The organism is Stenotrophomonas sp. TWI1149, assembly GCF_039673155.1.
Taxonomy (GTDB): Bacteria; Pseudomonadota; Gammaproteobacteria; order Xanthomonadales; family Xanthomonadaceae; genus Stenotrophomonas; species Stenotrophomonas maltophilia_AA.
In genome coordinates this window covers 193506-213372 of record NZ_JBDJLB010000005.1, presented here as the reverse complement: position 1 = coordinate 213372, position 19867 = coordinate 193506, and the positions used below count along the sequence as shown (strand labels likewise).

At 67.5% G+C, this 19867-nt stretch carries 17 protein-coding genes; 14 read left to right on the top strand and 3 right to left on the bottom strand.

Translation table 11 applies throughout. From position 1 onward, the window contains the following. Positions 1 to 82: 82 nt before the first annotated feature. Positions 83 to 535, bottom strand: coding sequence for a nucleoside deaminase (locus tag ABE424_RS07890; protein ID WP_176988159.1), 453 nt, complete (start codon positions 533 to 535; stop codon positions 83 to 85). A gap of 78 nt (positions 536 to 613) precedes the next feature. Here ABE424_RS07890 and ubiE point away from each other — a divergent pair, with 78 nt between their 5' ends. Both ubiE and ABE424_RS07880 read left to right on the top strand, forming a co-directional pair. Further along, positions 614 to 1375, top strand: a complete 762-nt coding sequence (gene ubiE / locus ABE424_RS07885) for a bifunctional demethylmenaquinone methyltransferase/2-methoxy-6-polyprenyl-1,4-benzoquinol methylase UbiE (protein ID WP_019186052.1) — start codon at positions 614 to 616, stop codon at positions 1373 to 1375. A 101-nt stretch (positions 1376 to 1476) separates the two neighbouring features. Then, positions 1477 to 3417, top strand: coding sequence for a M1 family metallopeptidase (locus tag ABE424_RS07880; protein ID WP_346492382.1), 1941 nt, complete (start codon positions 1477 to 1479; stop codon positions 3415 to 3417). Positions 3418 to 3488: 71 nt separating this feature from the next. Here ABE424_RS07880 and ABE424_RS07875 read toward each other — a convergent pair whose 3' ends face one another. Beyond that, complete coding sequence (locus ABE424_RS07875; protein WP_346492381.1) at positions 3489 to 4109, bottom strand: TetR/AcrR family transcriptional regulator; 621 nt, start codon at positions 4107 to 4109, stop codon at positions 3489 to 3491. 130 nt (positions 4110 to 4239) lie between these two features. Here ABE424_RS07875 and ABE424_RS07870 point away from each other — a divergent pair, with 130 nt between their 5' ends. The 3 genes from ABE424_RS07870 (at position 4240) to ABE424_RS07860 (ending at position 6720) form a co-directional block, all read left to right on the top strand. Next, positions 4240 to 5286 carry an MBL fold metallo-hydrolase gene (locus ABE424_RS07870; RefSeq protein ID WP_346492380.1) on the top strand — a complete coding sequence of 349 codons (1047 nt, stop codon included), beginning with the start codon at positions 4240 to 4242 and terminating at the stop codon, positions 5284 to 5286. Between the two features lie 94 nt (positions 5287 to 5380). Next, the gene (locus tag ABE424_RS07865) at positions 5381 to 6112 is read left to right on the top strand and encodes a hypothetical protein (protein ID WP_346492379.1); all 732 of its coding nucleotides are present in this window, start codon (positions 5381 to 5383) and stop codon (positions 6110 to 6112) included. 35 nt (positions 6113 to 6147) lie between these two features. Beyond that, positions 6148 to 6720 carry an HAD family hydrolase gene (locus ABE424_RS07860; RefSeq protein WP_346492409.1) on the top strand — a complete coding sequence of 191 codons (573 nt, stop codon included), beginning with the start codon at positions 6148 to 6150 and terminating at the stop codon, positions 6718 to 6720. Positions 6721 to 6932: 212 nt separating this feature from the next. Here the strand turns inward: ABE424_RS07860 and ABE424_RS07855 are convergent, their stop codons facing one another. Further along, positions 6933 to 7871, bottom strand: coding sequence for a carbohydrate kinase family protein (locus tag ABE424_RS07855; RefSeq protein ID WP_346492378.1), 939 nt, complete (start codon positions 7869 to 7871; stop codon positions 6933 to 6935). Positions 7872 to 8146: 275 nt separating this feature from the next. Here ABE424_RS07855 and ABE424_RS07850 point away from each other — a divergent pair, with 275 nt between their 5' ends. The 9 genes from ABE424_RS07850 to ABE424_RS07810 all read left to right on the top strand — a co-directional run bounded on the left by ABE424_RS07850 (position 8147) and on the right by ABE424_RS07810 (position 19813). Further along, a complete protein-coding gene (locus tag ABE424_RS07850) occupies positions 8147 to 9193 on the top strand; it encodes a rod shape-determining protein (protein ID WP_019186044.1) in 1047 nt (348 codons plus the stop codon). Positions 9194 to 9349: 156 nt separating this feature from the next. Beyond that, a complete protein-coding gene (gene mreC, locus ABE424_RS07845; RefSeq protein ID WP_346492377.1) occupies positions 9350 to 10444 on the top strand; it encodes a rod shape-determining protein MreC in 1095 nt (364 codons plus the stop codon). Next, a complete protein-coding gene (mreD, locus tag ABE424_RS07840; RefSeq protein ID WP_019186042.1) occupies positions 10441 to 10926 on the top strand; it encodes a rod shape-determining protein MreD in 486 nt (161 codons plus the stop codon). The genes mreC and mreD overlap by 4 nt, the downstream gene beginning before the upstream one ends. Before the next feature lies 1 nt (position 10927). Next, positions 10928 to 12997: a penicillin-binding protein 2 gene (mrdA, locus tag ABE424_RS07835; RefSeq protein ID WP_346492376.1), complete on the top strand. Its 2070-nt coding sequence runs from the start codon at positions 10928 to 10930 to the stop codon at positions 12995 to 12997. Then, the gene (rodA, locus tag ABE424_RS07830) at positions 12994 to 14106 is read left to right on the top strand and encodes a rod shape-determining protein RodA (protein ID WP_019186040.1); all 1113 of its coding nucleotides are present in this window, start codon (positions 12994 to 12996) and stop codon (positions 14104 to 14106) included. The genes mrdA and rodA (ABE424_RS07830) overlap by 4 nt, the downstream gene beginning before the upstream one ends. 165 nt (positions 14107 to 14271) lie before the next feature. Further along, a complete protein-coding gene (gene rodA / locus ABE424_RS07825; protein ID WP_176988169.1) occupies positions 14272 to 15372 on the top strand; it encodes a rod shape-determining protein RodA in 1101 nt (366 codons plus the stop codon). Between the two features lie 599 nt (positions 15373 to 15971). Then, positions 15972 to 17171, top strand: coding sequence for a lytic murein transglycosylase B (gene mltB, locus ABE424_RS07820; RefSeq protein ID WP_346492375.1), 1200 nt, complete (start codon positions 15972 to 15974; stop codon positions 17169 to 17171). Next, positions 17168 to 18490 carry a septal ring lytic transglycosylase RlpA family protein gene (locus ABE424_RS07815; protein WP_346492374.1) on the top strand — a complete coding sequence of 441 codons (1323 nt, stop codon included), beginning with the start codon at positions 17168 to 17170 and terminating at the stop codon, positions 18488 to 18490. Before mltB ends, ABE424_RS07815 begins: the two co-directional genes overlap by 4 nt. Before the next feature lie 105 nt (positions 18491 to 18595). Then, a complete protein-coding gene (locus ABE424_RS07810; RefSeq protein WP_179460038.1) occupies positions 18596 to 19813 on the top strand; it encodes a D-alanyl-D-alanine carboxypeptidase family protein in 1218 nt (405 codons plus the stop codon). The last annotated feature ends 54 nt before the right edge of the window (positions 19814 to 19867 follow it).

Here is a 19867-nt window from a genome sequence, read left to right as displayed (position 1 = left end):
TCAGAACGTTGCAGCGCCCGCGCGCGCCGCAACGGGAGCGCGCGGGGCTCTTTCGCGCGGATCCGCGCAGAAGCGGGCGTACTTACTCGCCGATGTCTTCGTTCCAGACCTCGGGATGGGCGTTGATGAAGCCGCCGAGCAGGTCGATGCAGGCCTGGCTCTGCATGTCGATCACGGTGACGCCGTTCTCGCGCAGCCAGTCGATGCCGCCCTGGAAGGTGACCGATTCGCCGACCACCACGGTGCCGATGTTGAACTGGCGGACCAGCCCGCTGCAGTACCAGCAGGGGGCCAGGGTGGTGACCATGATGGTGTCCTGGTACCGGCGTTGGCGGCCCGCCTTGCGGAACGCATCGGTCTCGCCGTGCACGGACGGGTCGCCTTCCTGCACGCGGCGGTTGTGGCCGCAGCCGAGCAGGCGGCCATCGTTGTGGTACAGCGCGGCGCCGATCGGGATGCCGCCTTCGGCCAGGCCCTGGCGGGCTTCGGCGATGGCGGTCTCGAGCAGGGCGGCGTAGTCGGGGGTGGTGATCATGCGCATTCCAGGGACGTGAAGGCCTTCATGATAGTGGGCGGCCTGCCGCAACGGCGCCGGCGGTGCGATAATCGTCCCATGAGCGAATCCCCCTACAAGACTGGCACCACCCATTTCGGCTTCCGCGATGTCGCTGCGAAGGACAAGCAGAAGCTGGTGGGCGAAGTGTTCACCTCGGTCGCGCGCAGCTACGACCTGATGAACGATCTGATGAGCCTGGGCATCCACCGGGCGTGGAAGCGCTACTACGTAGCAACCGCGCAGGTGAAGCCGGGCGACCGCGTGCTCGACCTGGCCGGCGGCACCGGTGACATCGCCGCGCTGATCAAGGAGCGGGTCGGGGACGAGGGTGAAGTGGTGCTGGGCGACATCAACGCCGGCATGCTCTCGGTGGGCCGCGACCGGCTGACCAACCGCGGCCTGGTCGCGGGCCTGAACTACGTCCAGTGCAACGCCGAAGCACTGCCGTTCCCGGATGCGAGCTTCGACCTGGTCACGATCGCCTTCGGCCTGCGCAACGTCACCGACAAGGAAGCCGGCCTGCGCGAGATGCACCGCGTCCTCAAGGTGGGCGGCCAGGCACGGGTGCTGGAATTCTCCGAGGTCACCGCGGACTGGTTCAAGCCGATCTACGATTTCCACTCGTTCAAGATCCTGCCGAAGCTGGGCCAGCTGTTCGCGCGCGATGGCGACAGCTACCAGTACCTGGCCGAGAGCATCCGCAAGCATCCGCCGCAGGAGCAGCTCAAGGCGATGATGGCCGAGGCCGGTTTCGAGCGGTGCCATTACAAGAACCTGACCGGCGGGATCGTCTCGATCCACTCCGGCTACAAGCTCTGACGCTTCGCGCAGCCAACTGAATGCGCAGACCGCCACGTACGGCCTGCGCGAGGTCCCTGGACAGGGGTAAACTGGTCGTTTCACCCCGATCGGTCCCGTTCATGCGATCTCCGTTCCTGTTGATTCCCCTGGCCGTCGCCCTGGCGTCCGGCTGCTCCAAAGAACCGGCGGCTCCGACCGTCGATCCCACTGCCAACGCGCCGGCGGGCACTGCCATGAAAGCGGACAGCCGCAGCCACGATGAAAGCTCGTACGCCGAGCCGGACAAGGTGGTCGTCAAGGACCTCGCGCTGGATCTGAAGCTGGATTTCGACAGCAAGCAGATCGGTGGCACCGCGACCTACACCCTGGAATGGAAGGACAAAGCCGCCAGGCAGCTGGTGCTGGACACCCGCGAGCTGAGCGTGGAGAAGGTCGAGGCGATCGCCGCCGACGGCAAGACCGCGCCGCTGCCCTTCGTGCTGGCACCGGCCGACAAGGTGTTCGGCAGCAAGCTGAGCATCGAGACCCCGGACCAGCCGGCCAAGGTCGTGATCACGTATCACACCGCACCGACCGCCTCGGGCCTGCAGTGGCTGGAGCCGTCGATGACGGAGGGCAAGAAGCTGCCCTTCATGTTCAGCCAGTCGCAGGCGATCCACGCCCGTTCCTGGGTGCCGCTGCAGGACACCCCGAGCGTGCGCTTCACCTACAGCGTGCATGTGGTCTCGCGCCCGGACGTGATGGTGCTGATGAGCGCCGACAACGATCCCAAGGCCGCGCGTGATGGTGATTACACCTTCAAGATGCCGCAGCCGATTCCGTCCTACCTGCTGGCCATCGCCGCCGGCGACCTGGTGTTCGAGCCGATCTCCGGCCGCTCCGGCGTGTGGGCCGAACCGACCATGGTCGGCAAGGCCGCCAAGGAGTTCGAAGACACCGAGAAGATGATCGGCGCCGCCGAGAAGCTCTACGGTGAGTACCGCTGGGGCCGCTACGACATGCTGGTGCTGCCGCCGTCGTTCCCGTTCGGTGGCATGGAAAACCCGCGCCTGACCTTCGCCACCCCGACCGTGATCGTCGGCGACAAGTCGCTGGTCTCGCTGGTCGCCCACGAACTGGCGCACAGCTGGTCGGGCAACCTGGTGACCAACGCCAGCTGGAAGGACATCTGGCTCAACGAAGGCTTCACCACCTACGTGCAGGGCCGCATCACCGAGGCGCTGTACGGCCAGGAAATGGCCGAGATGGAGCGCGAGATCGACCAGAACGATCTGCTCGCCGAAGTGAAGGGCATGAGCGAGGCCGACCAGGCCCTGGCGCTGCCGCCGCTGAGCGAGCGTGATCCGGACGAGGCGCTGAGCCAGGTCGCCTACGTCAAGGGTTCGTGGTTCCTGCAGTTCCTGGAGCAGCGCTTCGGCCGCGAGACCTTCGATCCGTTCCTGCGCGGCTGGTTCGATGACCACGCCTTCCAGAGCGCCAACACCGACCAGTTCGTCGAGTACCTGAAGAAGAATCTGCTGTCCAAGAAGCCCGGCGCTGTCACCGATGCCGAGCTGAAGGCATGGCTGGACGAGCCGGGCATCCCGTCGTTCGCGACCAAGGCCCGCTCGCGCAACTTCTCCATCGTGGATACCGCACGCATCGCGTGGCAGGGCAGCAACACGCTGCCGAACGCGCAGATCACCGGCGAGTGGGGCACCCAGGAATGGGTTCACTTCATCGACGGCCTGGGCAAGACCCTGCCGGTCGAGAAACTGGCTGCGCTGGACAAGGCGTACCACTTCACCGGCACGGCCAATGGCGAGATCGCGATGCGCTGGTACCCGCTGACGATCCGCAGCGGCTACAGCGACGCGAACGAGGCCGCCGGTGCGTTCATCGAGCGCGTTGGCCGCCGCAAGCTGATCCTGCCGATCTACGCCGAACTGGTGAAGACGCCGGAAGGCCTGGCCTTTGCCAAGGCGGCCTTCGCCAAGGCGAAGCCGGGGTATCACCCGATCACCACCGGCTCGGTCCAGGACATGCTGGACAAGGCCGAGGCGGGCACGGCCAAGCCGTAATCGCCAGACGTATCGGTTGAACGAAAAACGGCGGGGAAACCCGCCGTTTTTTCATGCCTCGGCGCCAGCGCTCACACCGCGCGCACCGCCAGGAACATGTCCACGCAGTCGTGCATCACCTGCTGCTGCTGCGCCGGTGCCAGCGGTGGCTGGCCGAAGGTGATCTGCGGCCAGAACGCAAATGCCTTGAGCATCGCCTGCAACTGGTGGGCCGCCTCGGCGGGCGGCATCTCCGCGCGCAGCCGGCCATCGGCCTGGGCGGCGCGGATCCAGCCGGTCAGGCCTTCTTCCTTCTCGGCCAGCTTGTCCATCATCTCGCGCGCCCGTTCGGGCGTGTGCACCAGCTCGGCCATGGCCACCCGGGACAGATCGATGAAGCCGGGGTCGTCGAGCAGGCGCATCTTCCGCGCCGCGAACACCAGCAACTGATCGCGCAGCGGCCGTGCCGGATCGTACGGCACGACATCCAGCGCCTGGCTGGCCTCGAACAGCTGCCACAGGATCGCGGTGAACAGTTCGTCCTTGCTGGCGAAGTGGTTGTAGACGGTGCGCTTGGATACCTCGGCCGTGGCCGCGATGCGGTCCATGCTGGTGCCGGCGAAGCCGAAGGTGCGGAACTCGGCTACCGCCGCCTCGAGGATGGCCGCGCGCTTGCGGTCGGTCAGGCGGGTAGGGCGGTCGGAGGGACTCATGCCGCCATTTTACACCGTTCAGTTTACTTTTCGGAAAAGGCAAGTACACTCGCCGGTGTACTTTCCAGGGCAAGCCCCGATGACGCGTCGCCTGCCTCGATTCCTCCTCCTTCTTACGGTGTTGATCGCCATGTCCATTGGCCTGTTGACCTGCGGTGCCCGCCCGGCTGCCGCCTATGACCAGTCGCCGCAGTTCGGCGACGGGCGCTTCCACAATCCCGTCGGCAAGAGCGCGCTCGGCTTCGTCGGCACGCTGGGCGTGATGTGGAAGTTCCTGTTCGACAAGCCGGCCGATGCCAGCCCGCTGGCGCCGATCCCGGTGCAGGCGCTGACCCGCCAGGCCCTGCTCGATGCGCCCGATGACAGCCTGTGGCGGCTGGGGCACTCGACGATGCTGATGAAGCTGGACGGCCATTTCTGGCTGACCGACCCGGTGTTCGCCGAGCGCGCCTCGCCGATGTCGTTCATGGGCCCGAAGCGCTTCCACGCCCCGCCGTTGAGCATCGACGAACTGCCGCCCATCACCGGCGTGATCATCTCCCACGACCACTACGATCACCTCGACCACGCGGCCATCCTCGCGCTCGCGCCGAAGGTGCAGCACTTCGTCACCGCGCTCGGCGTGGGTGACCGTTTGATCGGGTGGGGCGTGCCGGCGGCGAAGGTGGTGCAGCTGGACTGGTGGCAGGACACCCGCGTGGAGGGCCTGAAGATCGTCGCGACCCCGGCCCAGCATTTTTCCGGGCGCACCCTGGCCGACGGCAACCGCACGTTGTGGGCCTCGTGGGTGATCGACACCGGGCATACCCGGATCTTCTTCAGCGGTGACACTGGCTACTTCGATGGCTTTGCCCGCATCGGCGAGCGCTACGGCCCGTTCGACCTGACCATGATCGAGACCGGCGCCTACGATGCGCAGTGGCCGGACGTGCACATGCAGCCCGAACAGAGCCTGCAGGCGCACCTGGACGTGCGTGGCAAGGTGATGATGCCGATCCACAACGGCACCTTCGACCTCGCGCTGCACCCGTGGACCGAACCGTTCGAACGCATCACCACGCTGGCGCAGGAACAGGGCGTGGCGCTGACCGCGCCGCACATGGGCGAGCGCCTGGATATCCGCGCACCGGCACCGTCCACCCAGTGGTGGCGCGAAGGGCAGCCGGCCACGCCGTGACGGTGGCGCCGAACGGCGTTGTGCCGGCATGACGCGCTTGGCGATAAAGTAGGCGCAGGCGCCTGGCGCGCCATCGTCCAACACGGAGCACCCAATGAAGCGACTGATCCTGGTAGCGGCCTGCGCCTTCGCGCTGGCCGCCTGCAGCAACCCCGACGCCGAGCGCCAGGCGCAGCAGGCCGCCGCGGCCGCCGCCAAGGCGCAGCAGGAAGAGAAGGCTGAAGGCGTGGCCAAGCAGTACGACATGGCCGTTGCGGCCCAGGATTGGGAGCGCGCGCGCATCCACGGCGGCTCGCTGCTGGATCAGTACAAGGACACCGACGTGGCTGCCCGGATCGAACCGGGCTACGCCGAGGTCAAGGCCAAGGCTGAAGCCGCGCGCGAGACGCGCCGCCTGCAGGCGCTGTGGCAGTACAACAAGATCCCGGTCGGAACCAAGGGCATCCAGGCCTCCGCGCAGATCTACAGCAAGGAGCGGGTGGATGTGGACGGCAGCGGTGCCAAACCGGTGCAGCTGGTCTTCCGCGATCATCCCGAGTGGAAGCGCCACGCCTACCTCGTGCTGCAGGCCGGCGATTTCCGCTGCCCGAAGTGCCAGGTCAAGGTGACCGTCGACGACGGCAAGCCGGTGGCGATGGCGGCCTGGCGCCCGGATACCGATGAGGCGATCGCGATGTTCATCACCGACCAGAAGGCGCTGTGGAACCTGGCCCGCAAGGCCAAGGTGATCAGCATCGAATTCCCGGTCAAGGCCGGCGGCACGCGAACAGCCGTATTCGAGACCGGCGGCGTGGACGCCAGCCAGATGCCGCAGTGGTGGCAGTGAGCGGCCTGCCGGCCCTCCGTCACTGGGTGTTCGACATGGACGGCACGCTGACCGTGGCGGTGCATGATTTCCAGCACATCAAACGCGAGCTCGCGATCCCGCAGGAAGACGACATCCTCACCCATCTCGCCGCGCTGCCGGCCGAGGTGGCGGCGGAGAAGCATGACTGGCTGCTGGCACACGAACGCGCGCTGGCAGAGCAGGCGCAGGCCGCTCCCGGTGCCGTGGCCCTGGTACGCGCGCTGCACGATGGGGGTTGCCGGCTGGGCATCCTGACCCGCAACGCGCGCGAACTGGCCCAGGTGACATTGCAGGCGATCGGAGTGGGGGATGTGTTCGCCACCGACGACATCATCGGCCGCGACGAAGCCCAGCCCAAACCGTCACCGGCCGGGCTGCAGTATTTCGCCGAGCGCTGGCAGGCAGCGCCCGCCCGGATGGTGATAGTCGGCGATCACCGTTTCGACCTCGAATGCGGCCGCGCCGCCGGTACCCGCACCCTGCTCGTCAACACGCCGGACAACCCGTGGCCGGGCCTGGCGTGCTGGCATCTGGCCGACTGCGGCGAGGTGCTGGCGGCGTGGGAAGGGAAGCGGGTTTCGGCCTGATCGCCCCAAGAGTCGCCACGCAACCTTACGTGGGTGCCAGAAGCAGCCAGGCATGGCCTGGCTCTACCCGCATCACCCCTCGAGTCTCCTCTGGTGGGGAGCCCCCTTGATGTTCAAGGGGGCGCGCCGACAGGCGCGGGGATGAGGTGGCATGCAATTGGGGCCCGCGATTCGCTACGGCGAATCGTGGGCAGCGTTTGATCGCATTGCGATCAAACGGTCAGCGCGTAGCCGAATTGCTGCTTGAACTGCTCATTGAACTCATCAAACGTGAAGCGCTGGTTCTGGGTGCCCGGGTGCTCGACCTTCAGCGCGCCCATCAGGTTGCCCATGCGGCCGATGGTCAGCCAGTCGTAGCCCTTCTCGATGCCGTAGATCAGGCCGGCGCGGAAGGCGTCGCCACAACCGGTCGGGTCGACCACGCGGCGCTCGTGCGCCGGCGGGATGTCATAGGTCTTTTCCGGGGTGTGGATGACCGCGCCCTTCGGGCCACGGGTGGTGATGTAGGCCTTGACCCGGCTCACGATCTCCTTTTCATCCCAGCCGGTGCGCTCCTGCAGCAGGTTGGACTCGTAGTCGTTGACCACCACGTAGTCGGCCTGTTCGATGAAGGTGCGCAGCTCCGGGCCGTTGAACAGCGGCATGGCCTGGCCCGGGTCGAAGATGAACGGCACGCCGCCTTCGAAGAATTCCTGCGAGTTCTGGATCATGCCCTCGCGCCCGTCCGGGCCGACCAGGCCCAGGGTCACGCCCGGCACGTCCTTCACGTGGTTCTCGTAGGACCGCATCATCGCGCCCGGGTGGAAGGCGGTGATCTGGTTGTTGTCGTGGTCGGTGGTGATGAACGCCTGCGGGGTGAACAGCTCGTCGATCACCTTGACCCGGCTCAGGTCGATGCCCAGGCCCTGGAAGTACTCGCGGTACGGGCCGAAGTCCGAGCCCACGGTGCCCATCGGGATCGGCTCGCCGCCCAGCAGGTACAGGTTGTAGGCGATGTTGCCTGCGCAACCGCCGAATTCACGACGCATGCGCGGCACCAGGAACGACACATTCAGGATGTGCACCTTGTCCGGAAGGATGTGATTCTTGAACTGGTCCGGAAACACCATGATGGTGTCGAAGGCAAGAGAACCACAGATCAAAGCGGACATCGAGTAAGGCCTATGCGGAAGGGAGTTTGAGGCCCGTCTGGCGGGCAACGAAACGGCGCCTCGCGGCGCCCTGCGGCGCAAAGGTTAACGGGTGAGGCGGCTTTGGGCCAGAACCCGGGCTGTCCGGATTGGCCTGAATGGCCGTGAAGGCTGGCTTTCGGCCAGATTTGTCCTTGCTCGCGCACAGGGGGATTGCTAGGCTTGTCGACCTCGAATTCTGCCCATTTTTTCGCCATCCCGCGTTGGGCGCGACACCCCTCAGGATCAACTCCCAGATGTTCAAGAAACTGCGTGGCATGTTCTCCAATGACCTGTCCATCGACCTGGGCACGGCCAACACCCTCATCTACGTGCGTGGGCAGGGGATCGTGCTGAACGAGCCGTCGGTCGTGGCCGTGCGCCAGGACCGTGCCATCGGTGGTACCCGTTCCGTGGCTGCCGTGGGCGCCGAGGCCAAGCAGATGCTCGGCCGTACCCCGGGGCATATCACCACCATCCGCCCGATGAAGGATGGCGTCATCGCCGACTTCACCTACACCGAGGCGATGCTCAAGCACTTCATCAAGAAGGTCCACAAGTCGCGCTTCCTGCGCCCGAGCCCGCGCGTGCTGGTCTGCGTGCCGGCCGGCTCGACCCAGGTCGAGCGCCGCGCGATCAAGGAATCGGCCGAGGAGGCCGGCGCGCGCGATGTGTTCCTGATCGAAGAGCCCATGGCCGCTGCGATCGGCGCCGGCATGCCGGTGACCGAAGCGCGCGGCTCGATGGTCATCGACATCGGCGGCGGCACCACCGAAGTGGCGGTGATCTCGCTGAACGGCATCGTCTACTCGGCCTCCGTGCGCATCGGCGGCGACCGCTTCGACGAATCGATCACCAACTACGTGCGCCGCAACCACGGCATGCTGATCGGTGAAGCCACCGCCGAGCGGATCAAGGTCGAGCTCGGCTGCGCCTACCCGCAGGCGGAAGTGATCGAGATGGAAATCTCCGGCCGAAACCTCGCCGAGGGCGTGCCGAAGATGATCAAGATCAACTCCAACGAGGTGCTTGAAGCCCTGCACGAGCCGCTGTCGGGCATCGTCAGCGCGGTCAAGCTGGCGCTGGAGCAGACCCCGCCGGAACTGTGCGCCGACGTCGCCGAGCGCGGCATCGTGCTGACCGGTGGTGGCGCCCTGCTGCGCGACATGGACCGCCTCATCTCCGAGGAAACCGGCCTGCACGTGCAGGTGGCCGATGACCCGCTGACCTGCGTGGCCCGCGGTGGTGGTCGTGCGCTGGAGCTGGTGGACATGCACGGCAACGAGTTCTTTGCGCCGGAGTGAGCCGTACCGGCCGTGTATCGTAGACACGCCTCTGCGGCGTGATGCCTCCGGTGAGCCCCGCTCACCGGGCGTCACCCCGCCGGGGCGTTGTCGCATGCTGTTCCCGCTGCGCTCTCGTTCCGCGCGCTTCATCCACACTTTTCCCAGTCGACGCCTGTGCCGCCTTACGCCGGTCCTCCCGTAGCCTCCCGCCAGGGCGATGCCGCCAGTCCGCTGCGCCTGCTCGCTTACCTGGCGTTGGCCATCACCCTGATCGTGCTCGATGACCAGGCCGGCTGGCTGTCGCGCCTGCGCGCGCAGGCCAACGTGCTGGTGCAGCCGGTGTGGGCGCTGGCCGGTCTGCCGGGTCGCCTGGGCACCCAGGTCAAGGACAACGCGGCCAGCCACGGCCAGCTCGTCACCGAGAACCGCGAACTGCGCAACCAGCTGCTGATCGCCAATGCGCGGCTGACCCGCCTGCAGACCGCCGCGCTGGACAATGCCCAGCTGCGCGAGCTGCTCAACGTGGCCGAACGCAGTGGCCTGGACGTGCAGCTCGCCCCGATCCTGGATATCGACCTGGACCCGGTGCGGCAGCGCCTGGTGCTCGCCGCCGGCACCCGTGATGGCGTGCATGTCGGCCAGGCGGTGATCGATGCCGGTGGCCTGATGGGCCAGGTGATCGCCACCACCGGCAACAGCGCGACCGTGCTGCTGCTCACCGACCCCGACCACGCGGTGCCGGTCACCGTGGCCCGCAACGGCGTGCGCCTGATCGTCTACGGCCGTGGCGACACGCTCGAACTGCGCGACATTCCGCTCAGTGCCGGGGTGGAAGTGGGCGATGAGATCGTGACCTCCGGTCTCGGCGGGCGCTTCCCGGCCGGATTCCCGGTCGGCAGCATCACCGCGCTGCGCCCGGATGACACCCATGCCTTCCTGGTCGGCGAGCTGAAGCCGGCCGCCCAGCTCGACCGCGGCCGCGATGTGCTGCTGCTGCGCCCGGGCGAGGCGATCCGCATCCCGCCGAACCTGCGCCGTGATGCCAGCGAAGCCGGTGGACCGGCCGTTCGTGAGCCTGCGGCGCACGAACGGACTCAGCCAGATGCGTCTGCGACGAATCCGGCTGCCGGGGGGGCATCTGACCTTATCCCCGCGCCTTCGGCGCGCCCCCTTGAACAACAAGGGGGCTCTCCTCCAGCCGGGACACCGGTAGTGCCGGCCGCTGGCCGGCAGCCGCAGCCAAGCCAACCGCAGGTACCGCAACGATGAGCCGCCTGCGCGACAAACCCTGGGTGCTGCCGGTCAGCCTGGTGGTGGCCCTGCTGCTCGGCCTGCTGCCACTGCCGGCCCTGCTGCAGCCGCTGCGCCCGTACTGGCTGGCGCTGGTGCTGGCCTACTGGGTGATCGAAACACCGGACCGGGTCGGGCTGGGCATCGCCTTCGCCAGCGGCGTGATCGCCGATCTGCTCTATGGCGGCGTGCTCGGCGAGCAGGCGCTGCGGCTGGTGATTCTGACCTTCATCCTCCAGCGCTTCCGCGCGCGCATCCGCTTCTTCCCGATGTCGCAGCAGATCCTGGCGATCGGCGGCCTGCTGTTCAACGATCGCATCGTCAGCGCGGTGGTGCACATCGTGGTCGGCGAGCCGACCCTGCCGTGGTCGTACTGGTGGGCGCCGCTGCTGGGCATGGCGCTGTGGCCGCTGGTGTTCGTACTGCTGGACGCCCTGCGTTTCGGGCGACGCGGGCGCTGACATGTACATGCGCCGCCAGGCCAAGAATCCGCATGCCGAGGCAGAACAGTTCCGGCGCCGCGCCGCGCTGGGCTTCCTCGGCGTGCTGGTGAGCCTGCTCGGCCTGGGCGGCTGGTACTTCAAGCTGCAGGTGATGGACCACGACATCTACGCCACGCGCTCGGAGGCCAACCGGATCAAGCCGCGGCCGGTGGTGCCGGGGCGCGGGATGATCTACGACCGCAACGGCCGGCTGCTGGCCGAGAACGTGCCGGCGTTCCGCCTGGACATCACCCCGGACAAGGTCAAGGACATGGACGCCACGCTGGCGGGCCTGTCGAAGATCCTCGCCCTCAGCCCGGAAGACATCGAGACCTTCAACCGGTCGCGCAAGGCACGCCGCAGTTTCCTGCCGGTCACGCTCAAGCTGCGCGTCACCGATGAGGAGATGGCGCGTTTCGCGGTGGACCGCTGGCGTTTCCCCGGCGTGGAGCTGGAGCCGTACCTGACCCGTCGCTATCCGTATGGCGATCTGTTCGCGCACATCATCGGCTACGTCGGCCGGGTCGATGACAAGGACCTGGAGATGCTGGGCGAGGGCAATGCCGCGCTGACCCACATCGGCAAGTCCGGGCTGGAGCGCTATTACGAGCAGCAGCTGCGTGGCAAGGTCGGTTACGAGCAGGTCGAGACCAACGTACAGGGCCGGGCGATCCGCACCATCGGTCGGGTCGCGGCGCAGTCGGGCAGCGATCTGCGGCTGTCGATCGATGCCGACCTGCAGCGCGCGATGGTCGCCGCCTTCGGCGAGTTCGAGGGCGCGGCGGTCGCGATGGACCCGCGCACCGGCGAAGTGCTGGCGATGGTCAGCCTGCCGTCCTACGACCCCAACCTGTTCGTCAACGGCATCTCGCACGCCGACTTCAAAGCGCTCAACGACAACCCCTCGCGGCCGCAGTTCAACCGCCTGGTGCTGGGCGGTGTCGCGCCCGGTTCCACCATCAAGCCACTGATCGGGCTGGCTGGCCTGGACAGCGGCGTGCGCAGGCCGGAAGACAAGATCCTCTCCACCGGCATGTTCTATCTGCCCGGTACCTCGCGCGGCTGGGGCGATGCCAACCGTGGCGGCCATGGCTGGACCGATCTGCGCAAGTCGATCACCCAGTCGGTCAATACGTATTACTACAAGCTGGCGCTGGATCTGGGCATCGACCGCTTCGACCACTACATGGGCTACTACGGGTTCGGTGCGCCGACCGGCATCGACCTGACCGGCGAGATCGGCGGCATCCTGCCGTCGCCGGCGGCCAAGTTCAAGGCGCGCAAAGAGCGCTGGTATCCCGGCGACACCGTCAACGTCAGCATCGGCCAGGGTGACTGGAAGGTCACGCCGCTGCAGCTGGTGCATGGGGTGGCCGGCATCGCCGATGGCCAGCTGCGGCAGCCGCACCTAGTAATGCAGCAGCGCGCCGGTTTCGATGCGGACTGGACCGCCACGCCGCCGGGCGAGAGCAAGCCGATCAGCCCGACGCCGGGCAATCTGCAGGCCGTGCGCGAAGGCATGATGGGCACCATGCAGCCGGGCGGCAGCGGTGCGCGTGCTGCCGCCGGAGCACCGTATGTCATGGCCGGCAAGACCGGCACCGCGCAGGTGATCAGCCGCCGCGGTACCGCGGCGGTCAACCCGCGCAGCCTGCCGCTGCATCTGCGCCACCGCGCGCTGTTCGTGGGCTTCGCACCGGCCGACCACCCGGTGATCGCGGTGGCGATCGCGGTGGAGGGCGGTGGTTACGGTGGCTCGGCGGCAGCACCGATCGCCCGCAAGATCTTCGACGCCTGGCTGCTCGGCAAGATGCCCGATGGCCTGGAACCGCTGGACAGTGAGCGCGGCACCACCGCGATCGGCATCACGGCGTTCGACGGGGGCGATGGTGCGGCACGCGAAGCGGGCGATGCCGCCGTGGCCGCGCTGGAGCTGCTGCCGGTCATGGTCGGTGTGCCTGCCGCGCCCGAGCCCGCGCCGGCGCCGCTGCCCGGCGCCCCCGTGCCGAGTGCCACCGCGCCGCCGACCGCACCGGAGCGGACACGATGAAGGTCTTCCTGCGCTGGGCGGTCGATATGGCCGTCCGCTTCAGCAGCTCGCTGGACTGGGTCCTGTGCCTGGCCCTGGGTGCGCTGATGCTGATCGGCCTGGCAGTGCTCAAGAGCGCCGGCGGCGACGGCCTGGTGTTCGCGCAGGGCGCGCGCTTCGCGGTCGGCCTGGCCGCGATGTGGGCGATCTCGCGCGTGTCGATCCTGCGCATCCGCTCGGCCACGCCGTTGATCTACGCGGTCTCGATGATTCCGCTGCTGGCCGTGTTCGTGCTCGGCACCGGCAAGTACGGCCGGCAGTGGCTGGATCTGAAACTGTTCTACCTGCAGCCGGCCGAACTGCTCAAGGTCAGCCTGCCGATGATGGTGGCCTGGTATCTGCATCGCATGCCGCTGCCGCCGCGTTTCTCCACGGTGCTGACCAGCGCGGTGATCATCGGCGTACCGACCGGGCTGGTGATGCTGCAGCCGGACTTCGGCACCGGCGTGCTGATCGCCGCCAGCGGCGCCTTCGTGCTGCTGCTGGCCGGCCTGCCGTGGTGGTGGGTCGGGGTGGCGGTCGGCGGTGTCGCCGCGGCCGCCCCGGTGGCTTGGTTCTGGTTGCTGCGGCCGTACCAGAAGGACCGCATCATGATGTTCATGGACCCGGAGAGCGATGCGCTCGGCGCCGGCTGGAACATCATCCAGTCCAAGATCGCGATCGGCTCGGGGGGCTTCGACGGCAAGGGTTGGGGGCAGGGCTCGCAGTCGCACCTGAACTTCATTCCCGAGCAGACCACCGACTTCGCCTTCTCCGTGCTCAGCGAGGAGTTCGGCTGGATCGGCGTGGCCATCGTACTCGCGCTGTACCTGGTGGTGATCGGGCGCTGCCTGTGGATCGCCTCGCAGTCGCGCGATACCTATTCGCGCCTGCTGGCGGGCGCGACCGGCCTGGCGTTCTTCGTCTACGTGCTGGTCAACGGCGGCATGATTTCCGGCCTGCTGCCGGTGGTCGGGGTGCCGATGCCCTTGATCAGTTACGGCGGTACCTCGGCGGTATCGCTGCTGGCCGGCTTCGGCCTGGTGATGGCGGTACGTCGCCACAACCCGGTGCACGGCGGCTACGGCTGAGCGCACGCGATGCGTACGCCGTGATCGGCGGTACGTGTCGGCTAAGGTTTGCGGTGCCCACGCGTGTTACGGTCCTGCGCTCGCGCCGGCCCGCCTGTCGGGCCCGCTTTCTGTTCGCCGTGTCGCCTCCTGCTGTGCGTCGCGTCATCCACAGGAGTCGTCCGCATGGTCGAACTACTGCAGCGCGCACGCGCCGTGTTCCATTTCTTTTTCCGCACGCTGGACCTGCCGCTGCTGGGCGCGTTGTGCCTGCTGATGGTGGCCGGCCTGGCCGTGCTTCACAGCGTGGATGGTCCGGTGCATGCCCAGGCGATGCGCTACGGGGCCGGCCTTGCCGCGCTGTGGGGACTATCGCGGCTGCCGGTGGTGGAACTGCGCGTGTGGTCGCCGTGGATCTACACGCTCTCCCTGCTGCCGCTGCTGGCGGTGTATGTGGTCGGCACCGGCAAGTACGGCCAGCGCTGGTTGAACCTGGGCGTGTTCTATCTGCAGCCTTCCGAGCTGCTCAAGCTCAGCCTGCCGATGATGATGGCCTGGTACCTGCACAAACAGCCCTTGCCGCCGCGGCCGCGCGCGGTGCTGACCGCCGCCGTGCTGATCGGTGGCCCTGCGGTGCTGATCCTGCTGCAGCCCAACCTGGGCACCGCGACGCTGGTGACCGCCAGTGGCGTGTTCGCGCTGCTGCTGGCCGGGCTGCGCTGGTGGTGGATGGCGGTGGCGCTGGGGGGCTTGTCGGTGGCGGCGCCGCTGGCGTGGTTCGGATTGCTGCGGCAGTACCAGAAGGATCGCGTGCTGACCTTCCTGTATCCGGAGAACGATCCGCTGGGCACCGGCTGGAACATCATCCAGTCCAAGATCGCGATCGGTTCGGGTGGCATGCACGGCAAAGGCTGGGGGCAGGGCACCCAGGCCACGCTGGATTTCCTGCCCGAGTACACCACCGACTTCGCCTTCTCGGTGCTGGCCGAGGAGTTCGGCTGGGTCGGGGTGGCGGTGGTGCTCAGTCTGTTCCTGTTCGTCACCGCGCGCTGCCTGTGGATCGCCAGCCAGTCGCGCTGTGGATACTCGCGGCTGCTGGTCGGCACCACCGGCCTGGTGTTCTTCGTCTACGTGCTGGTCAACGGCGGCATGATCTCCGGGTTGCTGCCGGTGGTGGGCGTGCCGATGCCACTGATCAGCTATGGCGGCACCTCGGCGGTATCGCTGCTGGCCAGCTTCGGGCTGGTGATGGCCGCGCGGCAGCATCAGCCGGTGCATTCGACATGATGCCGGCATCCGCGATGCATTGCGCACGCGCCCAGGCGAAAACGCTTCCACGTGCAGGCATCGTCAAGCTGTCGCCGCAAAAGTGAGAAGTGGCGCACAGATATGAAGTGACTTGATCTCGATCAATGGACTTGTCGCAAACGGCCTGCACAATGGCGGCCCGCCAACAACGACGCGCTGAGCCAAGCATCGCGAAGGGGGAGTCTGGCGGGGAGTAGTTGACCTCACAGGTAGAGAGGGCGAGGCGCGCGCTGGGGAGATGCGCGCCGCGCCGCTGCCGATCGGGTCCGGTTTGGCCGGTTGCGTCCGCGGGGATGGGGACGCAGCCGGCAGACCTCTTCGCCCGGTGTTGCCAGCGCACAAAGTGAGACGTGCGTTGCCGCCCCTGCCGGTCGTGGCGTGTGCCAGGCAGCCTTGCCGGAGGCGCGAGCGCGTCCCGTTCCACCGCACGGTCGTCCTGCGTGCGGCTCAACATGAATGGGGAAGTGAGCCGGCGCGTCCTACACGCGGCCTTAACGGCATCGGTGGAACTCAGGCAATCCGTTGAGATTCATGGTGTTAGGGGTTTTAATTCATCCATGACCTGCTAACCTGCCGCGATGATTCGACGCTCCCTGGCCTGCATGCTCACGCTCGGTTTGGTCGCTTGTGCGACCCAGCCGCAGACTCCTTCACCGTCGCCGCAGGCCTCGGGGGTTCCCGTCACTCCCGCTGCGGGGAACAAACCCGCTGCGGGGAACAAACCCGCTGCGGGGAACAAACCCGCTGCGGGGAACAAAGGGCCGGCCGAAGCCGCCCCCGAGGCAGCGGGCGCCAACGCGGCCCCGGTCGATCTGACCCCGGTCCCGTTCGAGGTGGCGCGCGCCAACTTCGTGCGCGATACCGCGGCCCGCTACGGCATTCCCGCCGCGCACATCGAGGCGACCCTGGCCCAGGCGCAGATCCGCGACCCGATCATCGCGGCGATGTCGCGCCCGGCCGAGCGGGTCAAACCGTGGAACGAATACCGGCCGATGTTCATCAGCCAGGCGCGGATCGAAGGCGGCAGGAAGTTCCTCGCCCAGCATCGCGATGAGCTGATGCGCGTGCAGCAGCGCACCGGGGTTCCGGCCGAGGTGATCGTGGCGATCATCGGCGTGGAAACCAGTTACGGCGGCAACACCGGCAACTACCGCGTACTGGATGCGCTGTACACGCTGGCCTTCAAGTACCCGCGCAGCGGCGATCCGGCCAAGCTCGAACGCGAAGTGCGCCGCGAGCTGTTCTTCCGCGACGAACTGGCGCGCCTGTTCGCGCTGACCCGCGATGAGAAGCTCGACATCACCGCGATCAAGGGCAGCTACGCCGGCGCGATGGGCATGGGCCAGTTCATGCCCTCCAGCTATCTCGATTACGCGGTGGACGGCAACGGCGATGGTCGTCGCGATCTGTTCAACAGCTATGACGACGTCTTCTCCTCGATCGCCAACTACTTCGTCAAGAAGGGCGGTTGGGTCCGCGGTGGCCCGGTCGCCGTGCCGGCCACGCTGCAGGCGGGTCGCGAACCGTTCAATCCGACCGAGTGGGCGCCGACCTGGAGCCTCTCCGAGCTGGCCCAGCGCGGTTACCAGCCCAGCGTTCCGGTCGCGGCCGGCCTGACCGCCACCCCGATCACGCTGGAAGGCAGCACCGGCAAGCAGTACTGGCTGGGCTTCCAGAACTACTACGCCATTACCCGCTACAACCTCTCGAAAATGTATGCGATGGCCGTGTACCAGTTGTCCCAGGCCATCGCCGGACAGGAGTTGCCGCCGGCATGAACACGATCGCACGCTCCAGATGGCTGATCCCGGGTCTGTTGATACTGGCACTGGCCGCCTGCAGCAGTGCGCCGAAGAAGCCCGGGGGCGGCACCGCTTCCGGCAGCAGCAAGCCGTCCGGCGCGGTGGTGCAGGGCAAAGGCGGGCGTCCGGCGCATTGTCCTGATGGCTCGCCGTACAAAGCCGCGTCTGAAGACCCGAGCACGCGCGGCGATTATCGCGCCGGCGGGCTGTACAAGCCGGGCGTGAATGACAGCACCCCCACCTACATTCCGAACGTAGCCTGCATCCCCGAGCCGGAGGTCGTGGATCTGCCGCGGTCGCCGGTCGGCAACAAATCGCCGTACGTGGTGCTGGGCAAGCAGTACCAGGTGATGGACAAGACCCGCGGCTATGCCGAGAAGGGCACGGCCTCGTATTACGGCGCCAAGTTCCATGGCCGGCTGACCTCCAACCGCGAGGTGTACGACATGTACGCCTTCACCGCCGCGCACAAGACGCTGCCACTGCCGAGCTTCGCCCGGGTCACCAACCTGGACAACGGCGAATCGGTGATCGTGCGGGTCAATGATCGTGGCCCGTTCCATGACGGCCGCGTGGTCGATCTCAGTTACGCGGCCGCCGTGCGTCTGGGCATCACCCAGCGCGGTACCGGCAACGTGGAAGTCCGCGCACTGGCCCCGGGCGACGACAACCTCATGGTCGACAAGCCCAGCCGCCGCGAACGCCGCGAGGTCGCCGCCGCTGCGGCTGCCGCGACGACGGCCAGCGCCACCGCGGCACGCCGCGCCAGCGACATGGATGCCCTGGTCGGCAAGCTGCCGGCCGCCACGGCCACGGGCACCGCGGCCAAACCGGCCGGCGAGCAGTACCGCTACCGCGTGGCCGACTCGGCCAAGCCGGGCAACGCCGACAACTTCGATCACTGGATGCGCGACAACGGGGTACGCGTGGCCACCGGCAAGCCGGCCACCACCCAGGCCGCCAGCGTGAACAGCGCCCCGGTGGCGGTCGCCGCACTGCCCGCCGCCGCGCCCGCCGCGCGCCCGGCCCCGGCCCCCAGCGCCAGCCTGTCCCAGCAGGTGCTCGGCAGCGTGCTGCTGCAGGTCGCCAGTTTCGCCAGCCGCGACAATGCGACCCGCGCGCTCGGCCAGCTGTCCTCGGCCGGCATCGCCGGGGCCAGCATCAGCGACATCGTCAGTGGCGGGCGCACCCTGTGGCGCCTGCGCGTGCCGGCCCCCGACCATGCCAGTGCCTCGGAACTTGCCGGCCGGATTGCCGGTCTGGGCTTCGGGGCGCCGCAGATCGTGAAGGACTGAGCCTTCCACTGCCCGCGGCACGCCAGCGCGTGCCGCCGCTCCTTGGTCCTACAATGGCCGTTATCCCTCATCCCCCCTTGGCGCCCTCCAGGAGCTTGCTGTCCGATGAAATTCCGCTTTGCCGCCGCTGCCATGGCCACGACCCTGTTCGTGGGCATGGTCTCCGCCCAGACCCCCCTGCCGACCCCGGCACCGGCGCCTGCTCCCGCCGCCGCCGCTCCGGCCACCGTGGCCACCCCGCCGGCACCCGCGCCCAGCATCTCCAAGGCCTGGATCCTGATGGATTTCGCCACCGGGCAGGTCCTGGCCGGTGAAAACGTGCACGAACAGCTGGCCCCGGCCAGCATCACCAAGGTGATGACCTCGTACGTCGTCGCCGCCGAGGTCAAGAACGGCAAGGTCCGTACCGACGACCAGGTGATGATGAGCGAGCGCGCCTGGCGCGAGGGCGGTGCCGGCACCGACGGCAGCTACAGCGGCTTCCCGGTCAACCAGACCGCACGCCTGGAAGACATGGAAAAGGGCATGGCGATCCAGTCCGGCAACGATGCCGCGATCGCCCTGGCCGAGCACGTCGCCGGCAGCGAAGAAGCCTTCGCCTCGTTGATGAACAGCTACGCCGCCAAGATCGGCATGAAGGACTCGCACTTCGTCAACGCGCACGGCCTCAGCGCCCCGGGCCACCACACCACCGCCTACGACCTGGCCCTGCTGGGCCGCGCGATGGTGCGTGACTACCCGGAAACCTACGCCTACAACAAGGTGAAGGAATTCACCGTCGGCAACATCACCCAGCCGAACCGCAACCTGCTGCTGTGGCGCGACCAGAGCGTGGACGGCATCAAGACCGGCCATACCTCCGAAGCCGGCTACTGCCTGATGAGCTCGGCCCAGCGCGGCGACCAGCGCCTGGTCGCGGTGATCCTCGGGGGCGGTTCGGAAAAGCAGCGCGCCGATGACAGCCTGGCCCTGCTCAACTGGGGCTTCCGCTTCTTCGAAACCCACCGCATGTACGAGCCGGGCAAGGTCGTGGCCGAGCACAAGGTGTGGAAGGGCAAGACCGCCACGCTGCAGCTGGGCGTCGCCCAGCCGATGCTGGTCAGCGTCCCGCGCGGCCGCTACAACGATCTCAAGCCGAGCATCGACGTTCCCAAGACCCTCGAAGCCCCGTTCACCGCTGGCCAGCAGGTCGGCACGCTGAAGGTGATGCTGGACAACCAGGTCGTCGCCCAGGCGCCGCTGGTCGCCGTGGCCGCCGTCGAAGAAGCCGGCTTCTTCAAGCGCCTGTGGGACAGCTTCTGGATGTGGTGGGAATCGGAGTAATCCGGCCCGACCGCAGTAAAAAAAGACCGGCGAAAGCCGGTCTTTTTTTTGCGC